The sequence below is a fragment of the Corynebacterium sp. genome (assembly GCF_012837295.1).
GTDB lineage: Bacteria > Actinomycetota > Actinomycetes > Mycobacteriales > Mycobacteriaceae > Corynebacterium.
In genome coordinates, this window is sequence record NZ_DURI01000079.1 from 1 (window position 1) to 18,555 (window position 18,555).

General features: G+C 69.2%; 17 protein-coding genes. 9 read left to right on the forward strand and 8 right to left on the reverse strand.

All coding sequences use genetic code 11. From position 1 onward, the window contains the following. Positions 1–393, forward strand: a 393-nt coding sequence (locus GX015_RS02640; RefSeq protein ID WP_291342581.1) for a chorismate-binding protein, incomplete at its 5' end; no start/stop codon positions are given. Positions 394–456: 63 nt separating this feature from the next. Here GX015_RS02640 and GX015_RS02645 read toward each other — a convergent pair. From GX015_RS02645 to GX015_RS02655, 3 genes are all read right to left on the reverse strand, one after another. Beyond that, a complete protein-coding gene (locus tag GX015_RS02645) occupies positions 457–1,245 on the reverse strand; it encodes a fumarylacetoacetate hydrolase family protein (RefSeq protein WP_291342582.1) in 789 nt (262 codons plus the stop codon). Positions 1,246–1,332: 87 nt separating this feature from the next. Beyond that, positions 1,333–1,959 (reverse strand): exonuclease domain-containing protein, encoded by a 627-nt coding sequence (locus tag GX015_RS02650; protein WP_291342584.1) that lies wholly within the window; start codon positions 1,957–1,959, stop codon positions 1,333–1,335. A gap of 13 nt (positions 1,960–1,972) precedes the next feature. After that, a complete protein-coding gene (locus GX015_RS02655; protein ID WP_291342585.1) occupies positions 1,973–3,832 on the reverse strand; it encodes a DUF294 nucleotidyltransferase-like domain-containing protein in 1,860 nt (619 codons plus the stop codon). A gap of 87 nt (positions 3,833–3,919) precedes the next feature. Between GX015_RS02655 and GX015_RS02660 the strand changes: the two genes are divergently transcribed. The 5 genes from GX015_RS02660 to GX015_RS02680 all read left to right on the forward strand — a co-directional run bounded on the left by GX015_RS02660 (position 3,920) and on the right by GX015_RS02680 (position 8,864). After that, complete coding sequence (locus GX015_RS02660) at positions 3,920–4,771, forward strand: hypothetical protein (protein ID WP_291342587.1); 852 nt, start codon at positions 3,920–3,922, stop codon at positions 4,769–4,771. Positions 4,772–4,828: 57 nt separating this feature from the next. After that, positions 4,829–5,557, forward strand: coding sequence for a DUF664 domain-containing protein (locus GX015_RS02665; protein ID WP_291342589.1), 729 nt, complete (start codon positions 4,829–4,831; stop codon positions 5,555–5,557). Between the two features lie 28 nt (positions 5,558–5,585). Next, positions 5,586–6,329 (forward strand): Crp/Fnr family transcriptional regulator, encoded by a 744-nt coding sequence (locus GX015_RS02670; protein WP_120982975.1) that lies wholly within the window; start codon positions 5,586–5,588, stop codon positions 6,327–6,329. Positions 6,330–6,446: 117 nt separating this feature from the next. After that, positions 6,447–6,674 carry a heavy metal-associated domain-containing protein gene (locus GX015_RS02675; protein ID WP_155870131.1) on the forward strand — a complete coding sequence of 76 codons (228 nt, stop codon included), beginning with the start codon at positions 6,447–6,449 and terminating at the stop codon, positions 6,672–6,674. Positions 6,675–6,935: 261 nt separating this feature from the next. Beyond that, entirely contained in the window at positions 6,936–8,864 is a 1,929-nt protein-coding gene (locus GX015_RS02680) for a cation-translocating P-type ATPase (RefSeq protein ID WP_291342593.1), read from the forward strand. Positions 8,865–8,954: 90 nt separating this feature from the next. Here GX015_RS02680 and GX015_RS02685 read toward each other — a convergent pair whose 3' ends face one another. From GX015_RS02685 to GX015_RS02695, 3 genes are all read right to left on the reverse strand, one after another. Beyond that, positions 8,955–9,296, reverse strand: coding sequence for a hypothetical protein (locus GX015_RS02685; RefSeq protein WP_291342596.1), 342 nt, complete (start codon positions 9,294–9,296; stop codon positions 8,955–8,957). Positions 9,297–9,438: 142 nt separating this feature from the next. Further along, positions 9,439–10,461 carry a 3-isopropylmalate dehydrogenase gene (locus tag GX015_RS02690; RefSeq protein WP_291342606.1) on the reverse strand — a complete coding sequence of 341 codons (1,023 nt, stop codon included), beginning with the start codon at positions 10,459–10,461 and terminating at the stop codon, positions 9,439–9,441. 103 nt (positions 10,462–10,564) lie between these two features. Continuing rightward, on the reverse strand, positions 10,565–11,536 hold the full coding sequence (locus GX015_RS02695) for a hypothetical protein (RefSeq protein WP_291342598.1): 972 nt from the start codon (positions 11,534–11,536) through the stop codon (positions 10,565–10,567). Between the two features lie 178 nt (positions 11,537–11,714). Here GX015_RS02695 and GX015_RS02700 point away from each other — a divergent pair, with 178 nt between their 5' ends. The 3 genes from GX015_RS02700 to GX015_RS02710 all read left to right on the forward strand — a co-directional run bounded on the left by GX015_RS02700 (position 11,715) and on the right by GX015_RS02710 (position 15,666). Continuing rightward, positions 11,715–12,638 carry a hypothetical protein gene (locus GX015_RS02700; RefSeq protein ID WP_291342599.1) on the forward strand — a complete coding sequence of 308 codons (924 nt, stop codon included), beginning with the start codon at positions 11,715–11,717 and terminating at the stop codon, positions 12,636–12,638. Between the two features lie 48 nt (positions 12,639–12,686). Continuing rightward, the gene (locus GX015_RS02705; protein WP_291342600.1) at positions 12,687–13,811 is read left to right on the forward strand and encodes a GTP-binding protein; all 1,125 of its coding nucleotides are present in this window, start codon (positions 12,687–12,689) and stop codon (positions 13,809–13,811) included. Between the two features lie 340 nt (positions 13,812–14,151). Beyond that, on the forward strand, positions 14,152–15,666 hold the full coding sequence (locus tag GX015_RS02710; RefSeq protein ID WP_291342602.1) for an acetyl-CoA hydrolase/transferase family protein: 1,515 nt from the start codon (positions 14,152–14,154) through the stop codon (positions 15,664–15,666). Between the two features lie 82 nt (positions 15,667–15,748). Here the strand turns inward: GX015_RS02710 and GX015_RS02715 are convergent, their stop codons facing one another. Next, positions 15,749–17,569: an ABC transporter ATP-binding protein gene (locus GX015_RS02715; RefSeq protein WP_291342603.1), complete on the reverse strand. Its 1,821-nt coding sequence runs from the start codon at positions 17,567–17,569 to the stop codon at positions 15,749–15,751. A gap of 1 nt (position 17,570) precedes the next feature. Beyond that, positions 17,571–18,555: ABC transporter ATP-binding protein (locus tag GX015_RS02720; protein ID WP_291342605.1), on the reverse strand; the 985-nt coding region annotated here is incomplete at its 5' end.

The window sequence follows — 18,555 nt, forward strand, 5'->3', positions numbered from 1 at the left end:
CCCCACGAGCCGCAGCTGCTGAGCACCTCCGAGATGTGGCACCTGGGAACCTTCATCCGCGGCGAGCTGAAGGATCCCATCGTCTCCGCCCTCGACCTGGCTCTGCTGGTCCACCCGACCCCGGCGATCTGCGGCACCCCGACCGAATCGGCGATGAGCGTCATCGAGGCCGTCGAATCCGACCGCGGCTTCTACGCCGGCTGCGTCGGCTGGTGCGACTCCGACGGCGACGGCGAATTCGTCGTCTCCATCCGCTGCGCCGAGATCGACGCCGCGGGCACCGACGCCCGCCTGTGGGCCGGCGGCGGCATCGTCGCCGACTCCAACCCCGAAGAAGAGCTCGCCGAGACCACCGCGAAGCTCCGCACCGTCCTGCGCGCCTTCGGGCTCTGACCCGGGCACGCGAAAACCCCTCCCCGACCTCTGAGGTCCGGGAGGGGTTCGTCGTAAAGCGGACTAGGCGCGCTCGACCGGGTTGGCCAGCTTGCCGATGCCCGGGATCTCGATCTCGATGCGGTCGCCCGGGAACATGGCGGCGGTGCCGGCCGGGGAACCGGTGCAGATGACGTCGCCCGGCAGCAGCGTGATGGACGCCGTGAGGAACTCGATGATCTCCGGGATAGACATGATCATCTGGTCGGAGTTCGAGTCCTGCTTGGTCTCGGTGACGCCGTTCTGGGTCAGGTGCGCCTTGATCGGCAGGTCCTCGTAATCCAGCTCGGTCTGGATCCACGGGCCGATCGGGCAGAACGTGTCGATGCCCTTCGCGCGCGCCCACTGGCCGTCCGCGAACTGCAGGTCACGCGAGGAAACGTCGTTGACGATGGTGTAACCGAAGATGACGTCCTCGGCGTCGGCAGCCTTGACGTTCTTGCACGGCTTGCCGATCACGATGGCCAGCTCGCCCTCGAACTCCACCTTCGTGGCGAAATCCGGGATCCGGATGGGGGCCTCCGGGCCGATGACGGCCGTCGGGGGCTTCAGGAACATCGTCGGCGGCAGCGACTCGCCGGAGGTCTTGAAGACCTCCTTGACGTGGTCGGCATAGTTGCGGCCGATGGCAACCACCTTCGACGGCAGCATCGGCGCGAGCAGACGCACGTCGGCGAGCGGCCACGAACGGCCGGTCTTGGTCACCTCGCCGAACGGGTGGCCTTCGATCTCGTGCAGCTGGACACCGTCATCTTCGCCTTCGACGAGCGCGAAGCACATGCCCTCGGGGTGGGCGATTCGAGCAATACGCATGCCGGACAGATTACATGGCGAACCACGGATAACGGTGATCGACCCCACTGTGCGGGCCACCCCCGCGCCGCGTGGCCGATGCGACGCCTACCTGGGCAGCCCCGCGGCGTCCTGCGCGAGCCACAGCTCGGCGCCCGCCAGCGCGTCGGTGAGCGCGTGGTGGGCCTTGTACGGCGGCAGCCCGTAGCGTTCGCGGCACGTCCACAGGCGCAGCTCGTCGCGGCGCGGTTCGCGGTCCGCGGCCTGATACTTCAGGTACTCGCGTTGCATCGTGTCCGCGACGTCGACCTTGAGGCCGGCGCCGAAGTGCCGGCGGCACGCCTTGTCCAGGAAACCGGTCTCCAACTTGGCGAAATGCGCCAGCAGCTTCCGGCCCTTGAGAGCCTCGAGCACCATCTCGATGGCCTCCCCGGGCTCGACGCCCAGGGCGATGGCGTCGTCGGTCAGGCCGTGCAGCGTCGCAGACTCGCCGACCGACGCCTCGCCTTCCGCGCCGCGGAGGATGACGTGATCGGCCCCTCCGAGGATGATCTCGTTGCCGTCGACGGGCACCCAGCCGATGGACAGCAGGCGGTCCTTGTTCGGGTCGAGGCCGGTGGTTTCGACGTCGACCGCCAGCCAGCGGTCGTCCTGCGTCGGCACGTCGTAGAACTCGGCGAGCACGCCGGTTGCTTTGCGACGCCCGCCGCCGAACATCGAATCGAAGAATCCCATTGCGATCTCCCCGTCACGACATCTGGTTGATCGGGTACTTCGTCGCCAGCGATTGCTGCAGGCGGCGGATCACGCCGAAGGCGTCGCGCAGATGCTCGCGCTCCAAGCGAGACAGTCCCTTCGGGTTGACGTGATTGTCCGGTTCCTCGCCGGCGTTGACCGCGTCATGCTGGTGGGCGAGCTGGACGCTGGCCAGGAAGTCGAACGCGTCGCGCAGGTCCGCGGCGCCCTGGCGGCTGACCGCCCCGGCGCCGGCGGCGGCGTTGAGGCGCTCGCGGGTGCCGATCTGCGGCAGGCCGGAAGCCACGGCGAAGAGGCGGGCCATCTGGACGACCGTGGCGATGCCGCCCTTCTTGATGTCCAGCGTGTTCTCGTGGCTGCCGCCCTTCTCCAGCACCAGGCCGCGGAAGAAGCCCAGCGGGGGTTCGCGGTTCGCGGCGAGCTTCGCCAGGTGCGCATGCAGGCGCTTGGAGCCTTCGGCGATGGGCACGTAGGTCGCGCGGAGGTCGTCGACCAGCTGGTCCTCGCCGTGGATGCCGCGGATGTCGAAGAACGTCTGCGCGTGGAGCAGCGCGTCCGGGTCGGGCTTGGTGATCCACTGGTGGAACACCGTCTTCCACGCCGACAGGCTCATGCGCCAGTCCGGGTTGGAGGCCATCATGTCGCCCGGGCACAGCGGGTAGCCGCACTCGGCCAGCGAGTTGCACACGAACTCGGAGAGGTTCTTGAAGTACTCGCCGTGGGCCGCCTCGTCGTAGGAATCGTCGAGGATCAGCGCGTTGTCCTGGTCGGAGGCCATGCCCATTTCGCGGCGGCCCTGCGAGCCGAGGACGACGAACGAGTACGGCACCGGCGGGGCGCCGAACTTTTCCTCCGCCATGTCGAGCAGACGGCGGGCGACGGCGTCGGCGGTGACGGTGAGCAGGCGCGAGATCTCGTCGCCGGAGACGCCTCGCTCGATGAAGCGGCTGACCACCCGCCGGGAGTTCGCCGCGACCTCGGAGATTTCCTTGATGGTTTTCTTCCGCGCCAGCGTGGCGGTGGCGTAGACGGGGTCGGTGTGCAGGGTGCGCAGCAGGTCGCCGATGACGACCATGCCCACTACGCCCGTGTCGTCGGCGACGGGCAGGTGGTGGTAGCCGCGCTCGGCCATGAGCAGCATGGCCTCGAAGGCGAGCATCGACGGCTCGACCGTGACGGGGTTGGGCGTCATGACCTCCTTGATCACCAGCTCGGGGCCGTGGCCGGCGGCGAGCACCCGGCGGCGCAGGTCGCGGTCGGTGAGGATGCCGTTGAGTTCGCCGTCGTCGATGATCAGCAGCGAGGAGACGTTGCGTTCCGTCATCACCTTCGCCCCCTCGCCGATCGTGGCCGTGGACCCGATCTGCACGGGGTTGCCGGCCATGAGGTCGGCGACGCGGGTGCGCAGCGCGTCGGAGGACGCGGAGCTGCGCAGGTCGGAGGCGACTGCGCGGATGCGGGCGTTCTCGCCGCCGTAGTACTGGCTGATGTGCGGGAAGCGGGCCATGAGGTCGTCGAAGACGTCCTCGGGCACTGCCAGCAGCAGCGAATCCTCGACGGCCGTCATGGTGTACAGCGAAGGCTCGTGGGACAGCATGGTCGAGTAGCCCATGGTCGCGCCGTCGTCGCGGCGGTCCAGCAGCGTGCCGGAGGCGTCGAAGACGTCGACGAGTCCGGAGCGGACGATGAACAGCGCGTCGCTGGTGCGGCCGGCGGAGATGATCTCCTGGCCGCGGCGGGCGTAGCGCATGGTCAGTCGGCCAGGCAGAGCCTTGAGCTCTTCTTCCGGCAGCTCCGAAAACGGTGGCGTCTGGCGCAGGAATTCGCGGATTTCGTCGAGCTCGACGGACATGTGGTCTCCCGGGGATCCGGTCGGGCCGACGGGCCCGACGGCATTCGTTTCCCCCAGAATATCGAACACCGCTGCTAGGTTGGCCCCATGTTCAGCCGACGCAGCAATACAGGTCCCCGGGACACCCCCGAACCCGCCCCCGCGACGGAGAACGGCGGCATCGAAGGCGGCGTCGACGGGCACATGGCGGACGACGTGACCTCGCTTGCCGACGAGATCCCTTCGGACGACGCGGAATTGATGCGTTCTTTGCGTTCCCGGCTTTTCGACGCGATGACGGAGGAAACGCGGGACGCGAAGTTCGCGTATGCGCGCCGCATCGGCCCGTTGGTCGAAGTCATGTGCCGGGATCTGCCGTCGCACGTGACCACGTTGACGGACGCCCATCTAGACGGCCGCGACCTGGACCTCCTCTTCGCCGCCGCCCGGAAGAACACGGAAGTGGAGCCATCGGACCTGTCCACCGTCGACGTGGAGGGCGGCGGCCCGATGTGGCTGCTCGAGGGCGACCATTTCTTCGTGTCCTCGCAGCTGGCGTCGCTGCCCGCCCGGATCGCGGAGAGGGCGGGAGTTCCGGCGGTCGGCGAAGGCGTCCTCGCGGTCGCCCCGCGGCGGGGATCGCTGGTCGGAGTGCCCCTGGTCGATGAAACGTCGTTGCGTGGCGTGGGCATGCTCTTCGACTTCCTCGAGCGGTTCGGCGACGACACGGGGTTCGAGGGGCTGTACTACATCCATGATCCGGAGGTGTCCTCGGTCGCGGTGGGCTCCGGCTTCAGCGACGGCCCGCTGATCCAGAACGTCCGCGGCCCGGACGGCCCGGGCGGCAAACCCTCCGTGGTCGTCGACGGCCCCTTCGAGGACGCGATGATGCGCGCGGGCCTGATCAACCCCGGCGGACCCGAGGGCGGGGATGCCGGATCGGGGCCCGGCGAACGGTGAAAGCCATGGGCGTCGCAAAGCCTGCCGTGTGACATCGATCACGGCTATGGTGGATGCATGAACACGCAGAACCCCGCCCGCCCGCTGGAATCCCACATTCTCGAGGCATTCGATGCGATCGCCGCGATCGTCGGCGGCATGGACGACGAGCTGGCCAACGCCCGCCCCGACATCCCCGGCGTGAACTCCCCGCTGGTGCTGCTGCGCCACGTCGGAGGCTCCGCCCGATACTGGCTCGACCATGTCTGCCTGGGCAATGAGGACGTCAGGGACCGCACCGACGAATTCTCCGCCTCCGGCACCGTCGCCGACGAACTGGAACGCCACGCCGCACAGCGCGAGGTCATCGTCGCCGCGCTGGAGAAGCTCCGCGACGCCGACCCGCAGGACGCGCCCGCCGCTCCCCCGACCGACAAGCGGCGCTGGTGGCTGCCGACGATCGGCGGCGTGATGGTGCACGTGTACCACGAATGCGCGCAGCACCTCGGCCACCTGGAGATCACCCGCGACGCGCTGGTCGCGGGACTGCCGCGGGCCGGCCAGAAGCGGTCGGTGCTCGACCTGATCATCGACGAGCTGGACCGCCAGGGGCATCCGGCCGACGCAATCGAGCCGGACGAGTACTACGGCGGCCACGTGATCACCACCACCGACGGCATGCAGCTGGGCACCGTCGACATCGAGGCGGCCTGCATCCGCGTTTCCGAGGGCGTCCGCGGTCCCGAGCGGACGCAGCGCCGTCGCTGGGTGGTGCGCGAGCAGCTCATCGCGCTGTTGTCGGACTGAGCGTGGCCGATCATGGTTCGATGGGGCCATGAGTGAACGACGATACGTGCCGCTGCGGGCGGCCTGCGGAGAGCCGCACTCCTGCCCCGCGCCCGTGCGGCGCCGGGTGCTGGCGGCGACGGCGCTGTTCGGGGACCTGGGCGAACGGGACATCGCCGACGTGGGCGAGCGGATGACCGCCCGATCCTGGGCCGCCGGCGAATACCTGTACGTCGAAGGGGACCCCGCCGACGACCTGTACGTCCTCGCCTCCGGGCGCGCGAAAATGACGCGGACCGACGCGGACGGCGCCGAAATCGTCCTCGACGTGCTCGGCCCCGGGGATCTGTTCGGTGGAGTGGCGTCGCTGGGCATGGGTGTCCACGGAGATTCCGTCATGGCCCTGCAGACGACGTGCGCGCTGCGCATCGACTCCGAGGGATTCCGCACCCTGCTCGGCGATTACCCCGCAGTCGCCGTGCGAGCCTTCGACGAGGTCGCGGGCCAACTCAGTTCGACCCGCGCGGCGTTCGCGGCCGTGACCGGCACCGTCGCGCAAAGGGTGGCCGGTGCGCTGGTCCGCCTGGCCGCGAAATTCGGCGATCCCGGGCCCGACGGGGTGTTGCTGCAGGTGCCGCTGACCCGGGCGGACCTCGCCGGCATGACCGGATCGACCACGGAGTCGGTGAGCCGCGCCATGAGCGCCATGCGCCGCGACGGCGTCATCGACACCGGCCGCAAATGGACCGCGATCACCGACATGGCCGCGCTCCGGGAGCTCGCCGAAGGATGATTTCCGGATAATTGACGCACGTCAATGTCGCTTCCGCCGCCCCGCAATAGCGTGAGTGGCGCACCAAGGAAAACGGCGGGCCACGACCCTCCGACCAGCCGAAAGGAAGCGATCACCATGTCCGACGTCACCACCACCATGCTCCGCGCCGAGGGCTTCACCTGCCCGTCGTGCGTCTCCAAGATCGAGAAGCGGGTCGGCCGCATGCCCGGCGTCTCCGACGTGACCGTCCACTTCAACACCTCGCGCATCGAGGTCGACCACGACCCGGAGGTCGCCGGCACCGACGCCATCATCGACGAGATCGCGAAGGCCGGGTACGTCGCCAAGGCATCCGCCTTCTAGCTCCCGCCCGCCGACACGAACCGCCCCGCACCGGACCACCGGTGCGGGGCGGTTTTCGCGTCCCCTCTCCTCCACCTCTCCTCCACCTCTCCTCCACCTCTCCTCCACCTCTCCTCCCTTCCGAACCTCTCCCGGACAATTGATCCGCGTCATTCTCCGGAGCGCCGCTCCCCCATACCGTCGGAGACGAACCTGGAAATCGCCTGGTGACCGGCCCGCTCGGCCGCGGCAGAGGGCGACCTGAACCGAAAGGACGGGACAATGACACGCTTCAACGGATTTCTCACCGGACGGTGGGCGGTGCCGATCATCTCGGGCACGCTCATCATCGCCTCGTGGATCGCATCGGGCCTCGCCGGCGCGCACGCGGTGGCCAACGGCCTGATGCTCGCCGCGGCCGTGGTCGCCGGCTGGCGCATCGCCCGGGGCGCCGTCCGGGCACTGATGGTCCGCGACATCGGCATCGACGCGCTGGTGACCGTGGCCGCCGTCGGAGCCATCCTCATCGGCAACTACTGGGAGGCCGCCGCGGTGACCTTCCTCTTCGCCGTGGGCAATGCCCTGGAGTCGGCGACGCTGAACAAGACGAGGTCCGCGCTGCAGGAGCTCATCGCGGTCGCCCCCGACGAAGCGGTCGTCCTCCGCGGCGGCGAACAGGTCACGGTCGGCGCCGCCGAGGTCGCCGCGGGCGAGATCGTCATCGTGAAGAACGGCGCCAAGGTCCCCGTCGATGGCGTGGTCGTCGACGGAACCGGCGCCATCGACCAGGCGAGCATCACGGGCGAGTCGGTGCCCGTCGACAAGCGGATCGGCGACCAGGTGTTCGCCGGAACCATCTCCCGCGGCGGCTTTCTGCGGGTCGAGGCCACCGGCGTCGGCGCGGACACGACGCTGGCGCGCATCATCCACCGCGTCGAGGAAGCGCAGGACGCGAAGGCCCCGACGCAGACGTTCATGGAGAAGTTCTCCCGCTGGTACACGCCTGGCATCATCGTCCTGGCCGTCGTCGCGGGGCTGGCGTTCCGCGATGTCGAGCTGGCGCTGACGCTGCTGGTCATCGGCTGCCCCGGCGCGCTGGTCATCTCGATCCCGGTGTCCATCGTCTCCGGCATCGGCCGTGCGGCGCGCGACGGCATCCTGATCAAGGGCGGCGAATTCCTGGAGACCGCGGCCGACATCGACCTGGTCGCCGTGGACAAGACCGGCACGCTCACCGTCGGCGAGCCGCGCCTGGTCGACGTCATCCCCGTCGGCGAGGGCGTCACCCGTCGCGAGGTGCTGGCCGCGGCGGCCCGCGCGGAGGCCGGCTCCGAGCACCCGCTGGCCGCGCCCATCCTCGAGGCCGCCCGCGACGGAGGTCTGTCCGTCGCGCTGCCGGACACCGTGGAATCCGTTCCCGGCAAGGGCATCCGCGCCGTCGCCGACGGCGAGCTGATCCTGGTGGGCAACCCCGCGCTGCTCGAGCAGTTCGGCATCGATTCCCCTGACGCAGCCCGCGTCGCCGGCGAACTGGCGGACGGCGGGACCACCCCGATGATCGTCGCGGCGGGCGGCCGCGCGCTCGGCGTCATCGCCGTCGCCGACGAGGTCCGCGACATGGCGGCCGACATGGTCGCAGGCCTGCACCGCATCGGCGTCAAGGACGTCGTCATGCTCACCGGCGACGTCGAACCGGTGGCCCGCGCCATCGGCGGCGCGACCGGGGTCGACGAGATCCGCGCGTCGCTGCTGCCGGAGGGCAAGTACGACGCCGTGGAGTCCTACCGCGCCGCCGGCCGCACGGTCGCGATGGTCGGCGACGGCGTCAACGACGCCCCGGCGCTTGCCGCCGCGGACATCGGCGTGGCCATGGGCGCCGCCGGTTCCGCCGTCGCGGTCGAGTCCGCCGACATCGCGCTGATGTCCGACGACCTGCTCAAGCTGCCGGAGGCCATCGACTTGGCCAAGCGCACCAACCGCGTGATGAAGCAGAACATCTTCATCGCCCTGCTCACCGTCGCCGTGCTGTTGGCGGGCGTCTTCGCCGGCGGCGTGACCATGGCCATCGGCATGCTCGTCCACGAGCTGTCGGTGCTGGTGGTCATCGTCAACGCGATGCGGCTGCTGCGCCGCAGGAAGTTTGCCGGCGGCACCTCGACTCAGGCCGCCTCTTCTTCCCCGGAGCCCCGCAGCCCGGCGCGGGTCAGCTGACTTCGGGACGCAACTGCCGACGCTTCCCCCGATTCATGCAACGAAATCGGGGAAGCGTCGGCAGTTGGTGCCGCTCACCGCGGGGGTCGTTCACGTTTCGCTTGACGACGGCCACCCTTCACCGGACTTGAGCCCCGGATACTTCATCCATCCGGGATATCCACCGTTACGGCGATAGCAGGCCAATCCGGCAGTGCCCCACACGATGAAGTACCCGAGCGACATGGCCGAGTAGGCCGGCAGCAGGGATTCGAAGGCGAAAACCACGAAATAGCCCGTGTACGCCGCCCACGCCACGAGGCCGATCGTGAGAAATGCGTCGCGCTTCAGCCGGGTTCTCTGCCCGGTCGAGCGGTTGTACGCGTAGGTGCCGATTCCCAGCACGATCCACACGAAAAATGCGGCCGCGATGCCCGGGACCATGTAGATCATTCGCGCTCCTCAGCGTCGACTCCCCCGCAACTGTATCGACCCGTTGCTTCACGACGGCCCGTGCACACGCCAAAAGGCGCCCGGATCGATGTCCGATCCGGGCGCCTTTCGATGTGGCGACTGGGCGTCGTAAAGCGAAAACCTAGCCCTGCGACACCGCGGCGGCGATGCGGTCGCCCACCTCGACGGTGACGATCGGGGCATCGCCGCGCTCGGCGACGTCGGCCTCGACGGCACGCTCGATGCGGGCGGCGTCATCCTCGCGGCCGAGGTGGCGCAACATCATGGCGCCGGAGAGGATCGCGGCGGTCGGGTCGGCGATGCCCTGGCCGGCGATGTCCGGGGCGGAACCGTGGACCGGCTCGAACATCGACGGGTTGGTGCGGGAGGCGTCGATGTTGGCGGACGCCGCCAGGCCGATGCCGCCGGAAATCGCGCCGGCCTCGTCGGTGATGATGTCGCCGAAGAGGTTGTCGGTGACGATGACGTCGAAACGCGACGGCTGCGTGACCATGTAGATGGTCGCGGCGTCGATGTGGCTGTAGTCGACCTCGACCTCGGGGTATTCGGTGGCCACCTCGTCGACGGTGCGCTGCCACAGTCCGCCGCCGTGGACGAGGACGTTGGTCTTGTGCACGAGAGTGAGCTTCTTGCGGCGGGTCATGGCCAGGTCGAAGGCGTAGCGGACCACGCGCTCGGCGCCGAAGCGGGTGTTCACCGAGGTCTCGTTGGCGACCTCCTGCGGAGTGCCCACGCGGATCGCGCCGCCGTTGCCGGTGTACGCGCCCTCCGTGCCCTCGCGGACGACGACGAAATCGATGTCGCCCGGGTTCTTCAGCGGAGACTCGACGCCCGGGTACAGCTTCGACGGGCGCAGGTTGACGTGGTGGTCGAGGGCGAAGCGCATCTTCAGCAGCAGGCCGCGCTCCAGGATCCCCGGCGGCACCTTCCGAGGATCGCCGATGGCGCCGAGCAGGATGGCGTCGTGCTCCCGGAGGCTGTCGAGGTCGGCGTCGGTGAGCAGCTCACCATTGCGCTCGTAGCGGCGGGCGCCGAGATCGTATTCGGTGGTCTCGAAGTCGCCGATGGTCGCGCGGAGGACCTTGAGGGCCTCGGCGGTGACCTCGGTGCCGATGCCGTCGCCGTCGATGACGGCGATCTTCAGCGTGCCGGTGGTGTCGCTCATTGTCGCGGGGATCCCTTCTCACTATATGGACTCCGTAATCCTATCAGATGGGATTGGGTCGGGTCATTGCGGCGGCGGTCTCTCACCAACCCGGCGGGCGGGTTCGACACACGTCGAACCACAATTCTTCTCCACAGAGTGAGGAACCATCCAACCCGCCGCAGCACCGTTCACCCAGCGACGCACGCGTGGCCTCGGGATTCTCGACGCAGTATGGCTCGTACCCCGTGGAGCCGTCCGTCATGATCGCCTGCCCCGGCGAGTCGGCGACGCAGTAGTAGAAATGCTTCATCTCCGAACCGCCGTCCCGTGCTTCGAGGTTGGTTCCATCGGAAGTTCCCCCCGGCGCGGCCGTCGCCGATTGGCGGTATTCATGCACGTCGTAGATGACGTCGGCGAGGTTCCCCTGATCCGTCGACGACAGGAACTCCCACTGCGGAGTCGCGCAGTTGGTGAGGAGCATCCAGCCCTGCGACGCCTGTTCCTCGTCGGCGACCAGGTAGGCGGAGTTCAACAAACTCGCGTTCAGCATGACGTTTTCGTTCGCGCCGCGGAAGACCACGAGATACGACACGATGCCGCAATCGTTCATCGTCATCGGCCACTGTCCGCCGTCGAGCGTCGCCCGGCTCGGCTCAGAGCCGTCGAAAACCCGAACCCTTTCGTTGGCGGACCGCACCAGCTCATAGTCGCCCCACCTCTCGACGGCCTCCGGCGCCGGGCCGGACATCACGACGTCGAACCCGGCACCCTCCAAAATCGCGACGGAATCGACGGCCGGGGATTCTTCGTCGGCCTCCGTGTCCGTGGCAGGCGTGCTGCCGTCCACCGCAGCCTCCGACGTCGGCGACGCCGAGTTCGCGCCGTCATCGCCTCCGCGGAGTGCGACGGCGATGACGGCACCCGCAATGGCGATCACCGCCAACAAGGCGACGATGATGATCGCCCCACGCATCGTCGGGGACATTCGACCGGAAGAAGCCATCGTGCCCTCCGCATTCGCGTCGCTCCACGGATTGTCGTCGTAAAGCGGTTCGTTCCCGTCCCGGCCCATCGCCCACCGACCTCCTCGTTTCCTGCATGCCTGCGACCTCGAGGCGGCGAGAATCCTTCTTTTGCCCATGAGATTACTACCGGTCACCGATTATCCGTCCCCGTCCCCGCTCCCCCATTCCCCTGCCCCCGTGACTGCACTTCTGCGGACTCGCCCGACCGGCGCTAACTTGCTCGCCATGGGGGAAACGACGACGGCCCGGCCGTCCCTGAACATGATCATCCGCACGCTCAAGTGGTCCGGCATCACGGTGGAGAGGGTCGCCGACGACGGCGACGGCGCCCGCCTCGATTTGGGAAACGGCACCATCTTCAACACGCACAATCTCGAGCACATGCTCGGCAACGCACCGCGCACGAAGTGGCGGCGCATCATCGAGGACTTCATCAAGCCGGCGATCGACGGCATGCCCGACTTCCCCTCGATCGACGAGGTGGATCTGCTGAAGAACACCTACTCCCGCCTGGTGTGGGAGCTGCCCGCGGAGTTCGGGCCCGACGCCTACACGTACTCCCGTAAATTCGGCCCATTCCACGAGGTGCTGCAGATGAAGATGGGACGGCATCTGGCGTGCCTCGCGGATGACACAGTCGCGGGCCGGGACCTGGATTTGCTTTACGACGCCGCCCGCAAAAACACCGAGCTGTTGCACTGCGATGTCGACATCATGACCCACCCGGAAACCGGGGCGATGCTGTGGTCGTTCAAGGGCGACTCGAATCTGGTGGCGTCGAAGCTGCCGTTCGTGCCGGACGCCATCCGGAAGGTGATCGGCGGCGTACGCGGTGAGTCGCGATGGGGCGACTCCCTGGGCCACGGCCTGTTGTTCGCCATTCCGAACCGCCACGAGATCCTGGCCACCGGCTTGGCCGAGCCGAGCGACCTGGCCGCCATCGAGCTCCTCATGAAACTCTCCGCCGACGCCGCCGATCCGACCGGCATGCCCGGCGTGTGGTTCATGCATTGGGGCGGCGGCGAGACGGAAATCGAGGCGGTGACATACGGGCCGCGCCCGATCACCGGTGAATTGCGCTTGTCCGACGGCGCGTTCCGCGAAGCCATCCTGCAGTTGGAGGACGAGATGGGCTACAAGGAGGACTGACCACCGCAATGCGGGCGACGCCCGCCCCTTGTTGCGATTGATTTTCTTTTGCGCGACCATGTCCCCCTGCCGAACGCGAACCCCTCTCCCGCCTCAGCCGGAACCCCCGTCACCGTCCTCTCCGGATTCCTGGGCTCCGGAAAGACCACGCTGCTCAACCATCTGCTGGCCAACCAAGACGGCCGCAAACTCGCCGTCATCGTCAACGATTTCTCCGAGGTCAACGTCGACGCCGGCCTGGTCGCCGCCGGCTCCCACCTCACCCGCGGCGAAGACCGCTTCGTCGAACTGTCCAACGGCTGCATCTGTTGCACCCTGCGCGAGGACCTGGTCGAGGGCGTGGGCAATCTGGCGCGCTCGGGCGACTACGACCAGATCGTCATCGAATCGACGGGCATCTCCGAACCGATGCCGGTGGCCGCGACCTTCGAGTGGGAATTCGACGACGGCTCGCGGCTGGCCGACATCGCCCCCATCGACACGATGGTCACGCTCGTCGACGCCTCGCAGTGCCTGGCCATGCTCCGCTCCGGCCGGGCGTTGGCCGACGCCGACCGCCAGGCCACGCCCGACGACGAGCGCACGGTCTCCGACCTGCTGGTCGACCAGGTGGAGTTCGCGGACCTCATCCTCATCACCAAGACCGACCTCGTCGACGAGCGCCTGGCGCAGGCCACCGAGGACGCCGTGCGCGCGATGAATCCCCGCGCGCGCATCCTGCGCGTCACGGATGGCGAGGTCGGCGCCGGCATCGTCCTGGATGCGGGGCTTTACGACGAAGCCACCGCCGCCGCCTACCACGGGTACGCCGAGGAGTTGGCGAATCCGCACACGCCCGAGACCGAGGAGTACGGGATTTCCTCCGTCACTTTCCGGGGCGACCGCCCCTTCGACCGCGACCGCCTCGTCGCCGCCCTGCGCGCCACCCGCGGGCTCGTCCGCTCCAAAGGCCACTGCTGGATCGCCGACCGCCTGGAAATCGCCCAGGTCTGGAGCCAGGCCGGCCCGAACCTCTCCATTCAGCCGGCGGTGGAATGGGCGCGCACGGACATCGCCCCGTCGAACGAGGTCGTGCTCATCGGCGTGAACTTCGACGCCGGCGCCGCACTGGCGGCCTTCGATGCGGCCATGCTGACCGACGAGGAGACCATGGCGCTGCTCGCCGAACGGTGACGGACGCCGGGGGGGGGAATCCGTCCGCACCGCGGGGCCGGAAGCGGCCGGGGAAATACACGGCCACCCCCTCCATTCGGGGCCGACGGACGGCCGCCGCGCGCGCAGTGGGCCGGTTCACCCTGTTCGCCGGGGTGTGTTCCACGACACCGGTCGATACCAGGGGCACCCAACGTCATACGCCCTCAACTGCGACTATGATGGAGTACGCCGTTCGCATGGTAGGTTCGCCGACAAACCGATGCGAATCGGGAACGCACGATCGGTCGCTTCGGCCGGGTCGGTTCCGGAAGCGGGTCGGCGGTTTTTCAGGACGAACATCCACATTTCAGGAGGAACAATGTCGGAACGCATCGCGCACGCTGGTCTGCGCGGCAAGGTCATGACCGCTGATGAGGCCGCGGCCTTCATCAACCCGGGCGACATGATCGGATTCTCCGGCTTCACCGGCGCCGGTTACCCGAAGGAGCTGCCGGGCGCGCTGGCCAAGCGCATCACCGATGCGAAGGATCGCGGCGAGGAGTTCCGCGTGAAGGTGCTCACCGGCGCCTCCACCGCCCCCGAGCTCGACGCCGCGCTGGCCGAGACCGGCGGCATCGCCTGGCGCATGCCGTACCAGTCCGACCCGAGCATGCGAAAGGCCATCAACGACGGCACGTCGGCCTACTCCGACATCCACCTGTCGCACTCCGGCCCGCAGACGGAGCAGGGCTTCTTCGGCGACCTCAACGTCGCCGTGGTCGAGGCCACGCGCATCACCGAGTCCGGCGGCCTGGTCCCGACCTCCTCGGTCGGCAACAACGTGTCGTACCTGAACGCCGCCGACAAGATCATCGTCGAGGTCAACTCCTGGCAGTCGCTGGGCCTGGAGGGCATGCACGACATCTGGAGCCCGGGCCTGCCGCCGAACCGCCAGATCGTCCCGATCATCGGTTCCGGCCAGCGCGTCGGCACCACCGCCATCGAGATCGACCCGAGCAAGGTCGTCGCCGTCATCGAGACCGACGCCGCGGACCGCAATTCGCCGTTCAAGCCGCTGGACGACGACTCGAAGGCCATCGCCGGCCACCTGATCGACTTCTTCGAGAACGAGGTCTCCCAGGGCCGTCTTCCGGAGAACCTGCTGCCGCTGCAGTCCGGCGTCGGCAACATCGCCAACGCCGTGCTCGCCGGCCTGCTGGACTCCGACTTCGAGAACCTGACCTCCTACACCGAGGTCATCCAGGACGGCATGGTCGAGCTGCTGGACAAGGGCACCATGACCGTCGCGTCGGCCACGTCCTTCGCCCTGTCGCCGGAGGCGGCCGAGCGCATGAACAACCAGGCCGAGGACTACGCCAAGAAGATCGTGCTGCGCCCGCAGGACGTCTCGAACAACCCCGAGGTCATCCGCCGACTCGGCGTGATCTCGTGCAACGGCCTGATCGAGGCCGACATCTACGGCAACGTGAACTCGACCCACATCATGGGCACGAAGATCATGAACGGCATCGGCGGCTCGGGCGACTTCACCCGCAACGCCTACATCTCCACCTTCGTCTCCCCGTCGACGGCGAAGGGCGGCGACATCTCCGCCATCGTGCCGATGGTCTCGCACCACGACCACACCGAGCACGACGCCATGGTCATCATCACCGAGCAGGGTCTCGCCGACCTGCGTGGCCTGGGCCCGCGCCAGCGCGCCAAGGTCGTCATCGAGAAGTGCGCGCACCCCGACTACAAGGAGGCGCTCACCGAGTACGTCGAGCGCGCCGAGAAGGGCGGCCAGTCGGCGCTGCACACCCCGCACGATCTCAAGGAGGCCCTGGGCTGGCACCAGCGCTTCGTCGAGACCGGCTCCATGAAGCAGAAGTAGGGTTCGCGGCTCAGCGCCCCCTGCTTTTCGACGCCCGGCCCGCACATTCCAGATGGGATGTGCGGGCCGGGCGTTTTTCGCGTCATGCCTGGCGGCGGCGGCCTTCCGACCAGGCGCCCCACAGAGTGGCGTAGCGGCCGCGGGCGGCGACGAGCCGCGCGTGGGGGCCGGATTCGATGATGCGGCCGCCCTCCATGACCACGACTCGGTCGGCGGCTGCGGCCTGGTCGAGGCGGTGGGCGACGATGAGCGCGGTGCGTCCTCGGGTGACCTCGTCGGCGGCCCGTGCCAGGGTGTCGGCGCCGGAAGATCCGGCCTCGGCGGTGGCCTCGTCGAGGACCACGACGGGCGGGTCGGACAGGAGCACGCGGGCCAGCGCGACCTGCTGGGCGGCGACGGGGTCGAGGCGGTGGCCGCCGATGCCGACGATTGTGTCCAGGCCGTCGGGCAGCCCGTGGTGCCATTCGGCGCCGACCCGCTCGAGGGCGTCGAGCACGGCGGCGTCGTCGACGTCGGGCGCCGCGAGGGTGAGGTCGTCGCGCAGGGTGCCCTCGAAAACGTGGACCTCCTGGGTGACCAGCGCGACGGTGCGGCCGCGGGCGGCCTCGGCGTCGGTGGTCAGGTCGTGCCCGCCGACCATGACGGTGCCCGAGTCGGCGATGCGCAGGCCGGCGACGATGGCCGCGACGGTGGACTTGCCGGCGCCGGAGGAACCGACCAGGGCGACGGTCTCCCCCGGCGCGATGGTCAGGTCGACGTCGTCGACGGCGCTGCCACGGCCGTAGGAGAAGTTGACTCCGCGCAGTTCGACGCCGGCGGAGGGGTCGGGGTCCGCGTCGGCGTGCTCGGGCCGGCGCTCGCGCAGCACGCCGACGATGCGGGTCAGCGACGTGGCGCCGGACTGGGCGACGTCGAGGACCATCACCATGCGGGTCAGAGGGGCGAACAGTCGCATGAACAGCAGCATCGCGGCGGTGGCGCCGCCGATGGTGGTGTGCCCGGCCTGCACCAGGTAGAAGCCCAGCACCAGCGTCGACGCCATTCCGAGGTATTCGGCGAAGTGCATCCGAGCCATGATGATGTTGTGCGTGATGCGGGCGTCCACGCCATGGCGGACGACCTTCCAGCTCCATTCGGCGATGCCGAGGCGTCGCAAAGCGGCCAGCCCGAAGGCGCGGACCGCGGGCAGGCCGTGGATGGTCGACAGCACCATGCGGGCGCGCTCGGCCATCGCGCCGCGCTCGGCGGCGAAGACGGCCGGGGCGGTGCGCAGGTAGCCGCGCACGGCGAGCACGTGGACGGGGGCGACGACGAGGAACGCCGCCATGAACCTCCAGTCCACCGAGCCCACGCCCGCAATGGACACCAGCACGGTGAACAATGCGCCGGCCGCGATGGGCAGGGTCTGGGTGACCGCGGCCGACACCTGGGCGACGTCGTCGGTGGCGCGGGAGACGACGTCGCCGGCGCCCGCCCTCTCCACGCGCTCGACGGGCAGGCCCAGCGCGGTGCCGACCATGTCCTCGCGCAGGTCCGCGATGGCGGTCTCCGCCAGCCGCGCCACGAGCGTGAAGCCGATGGCGGACAGCACGCCGGAACCGATCGCGGCGGCGATCATCCGGCCGGCGAGTTCGACGATGTCGCCGCGGGCGCCACCGTCGGCGACGACGTCGACGATGCCGCCCATGAGCTTGGGCACCAGCACTCCGCACCACGCGGCGGCGATGAGCACCGCGACGGCCACCGACAGCCGCAGCCCCCGGCCGCGCACGAGGGTGCGCAGATGCTGCAGGGTCTCCCCCGCCCCGGCGACCGGGAAACGGTCCGCGGTCATCGCGGCGTCGCGGCTGTCGACGCCGAACGTTGGGCGCAGGACCCCGGCCAGTTGATTCATTCCGCGCATGTCACGCCACCTCCATCTCGGCCGCCCAGGCGGGGGCGGACGTCAGCACGATCGTCGTGCGGCCGGCGCGATGCTTCACGACGCCCTTCGCCACCGCCTGCTCCGTCACCGAATCGACCGCCGTCGTCGGGTCCGCCAGCACCAGCGCCGGCGGATCCGCCAGCAGCGCGCGGGCCAGGGCGATGCGCTGGCGCTGACCGCCGGAAAGCATGACGCCGGCGTCGCCGATGCGGGTCTCCAGGCCGTCGGGCAGCACCTCGATGACGTCGACGCAGCCGGCGGCGGCCAGCGCGGCGTCGATCTCCGGGCCGGTGGCCTCGGGCCGCACGGCGAGCAGGTTCTCCACGACGGTGCCGTCGAAGAGGTCCGCCGTATGCGGCGCGACCACGACGCGGGACAGGACGTCGCCGAGTTCGGCGTCCGCCAGATCCACGCCGTCGACGAAGAAGCGCCCCCGATCCGGGCGGTGCGCGATGGTCAGCGCATCGACGATCCCGGACATCTCGGCCGCGCCGACCGCGAACACCCGGTGCGACCCCGGCGTCACGGCTTCGCCGTCGATGACGATGGCGGCCGCGTCGTCGTCACGCGCGCCCTCGCCCACCGCAGTGCCGCCCTCCGCCACCGCATAGGGCTCGCGGAGCAGGCCGAGGACGCGCTCGGCGCTGGCCACCGACGTCGCCCACACGGCCGAGGCGTTCTTGCCCAAGGCCGTCATGGGGTCGATGATGAACTGCGCCAGGCCGACGACGGTGATCAGCTCGCCGACGGTGAGATGCCCCTGGATGGCGGCGACGCCCGAGCCCGCCGCGACGAGGGTGACGAAGATGCCGCCCAGCACCTCCACCGATCCGATCAACCGCGCCTCCGCGTCGATCGCGTGGACCGTGGCGTCGAGAGCCTCGCGGGAACGGCCCCGGTAGCGGCCCGCGGCGGTGCGGCGCGCGCCCAGGCCGGCGAGCGTGCGGAAGCCCGCTACCAGGTCC

Excerpts from the sequence above, each read along its gene's own strand:
- GX015_RS02645 (WP_291342582.1), bottom strand. The coding sequence starts at position 1,245 with ATGCGTATTGCTCGAATCGCCCACCCCGAGGGCATGTGCTTCGCGCTC.
- GX015_RS02650 (WP_291342584.1), bottom strand. The coding sequence starts at position 1,959 with ATGGGATTCTTCGATTCGATGTTCGGCGGCGGGCGTCGCAAAGCAACC.
- GX015_RS02655 (WP_291342585.1), bottom strand. The coding sequence starts at position 3,832 with ATGTCCGTCGAGCTCGACGAAATCCGCGAATTCCTGCGCCAGACGCCA.
- GX015_RS02660 (WP_291342587.1), top strand. The coding sequence starts at position 3,920 with ATGTTCAGCCGACGCAGCAATACAGGTCCCCGGGACACCCCCGAACCC.
- GX015_RS02665 (WP_291342589.1), top strand. The coding sequence starts at position 4,829 with ATGAACACGCAGAACCCCGCCCGCCCGCTGGAATCCCACATTCTCGAG.
- GX015_RS02670 (WP_120982975.1), top strand. The coding sequence starts at position 5,586 with ATGAGTGAACGACGATACGTGCCGCTGCGGGCGGCCTGCGGAGAGCCG.
- GX015_RS02675 (WP_155870131.1), top strand. The coding sequence starts at position 6,447 with ATGTCCGACGTCACCACCACCATGCTCCGCGCCGAGGGCTTCACCTGC.
- GX015_RS02680 (WP_291342593.1), top strand. The coding sequence starts at position 6,936 with ATGACACGCTTCAACGGATTTCTCACCGGACGGTGGGCGGTGCCGATC.
- GX015_RS02685 (WP_291342596.1), bottom strand. The coding sequence starts at position 9,296 with ATGATCTACATGGTCCCGGGCATCGCGGCCGCATTTTTCGTGTGGATC.
- GX015_RS02695 (WP_291342598.1), bottom strand. The coding sequence starts at position 11,536 with ATGGGCCGGGACGGGAACGAACCGCTTTACGACGACAATCCGTGGAGC.
- GX015_RS02700 (WP_291342599.1), top strand. The coding sequence starts at position 11,715 with ATGGGGGAAACGACGACGGCCCGGCCGTCCCTGAACATGATCATCCGC.
- GX015_RS02710 (WP_291342602.1), top strand. The coding sequence starts at position 14,152 with ATGTCGGAACGCATCGCGCACGCTGGTCTGCGCGGCAAGGTCATGACC.
- GX015_RS02715 (WP_291342603.1), bottom strand. The coding sequence starts at position 17,569 with ATGCGCGGAATGAATCAACTGGCCGGGGTCCTGCGCCCAACGTTCGGC.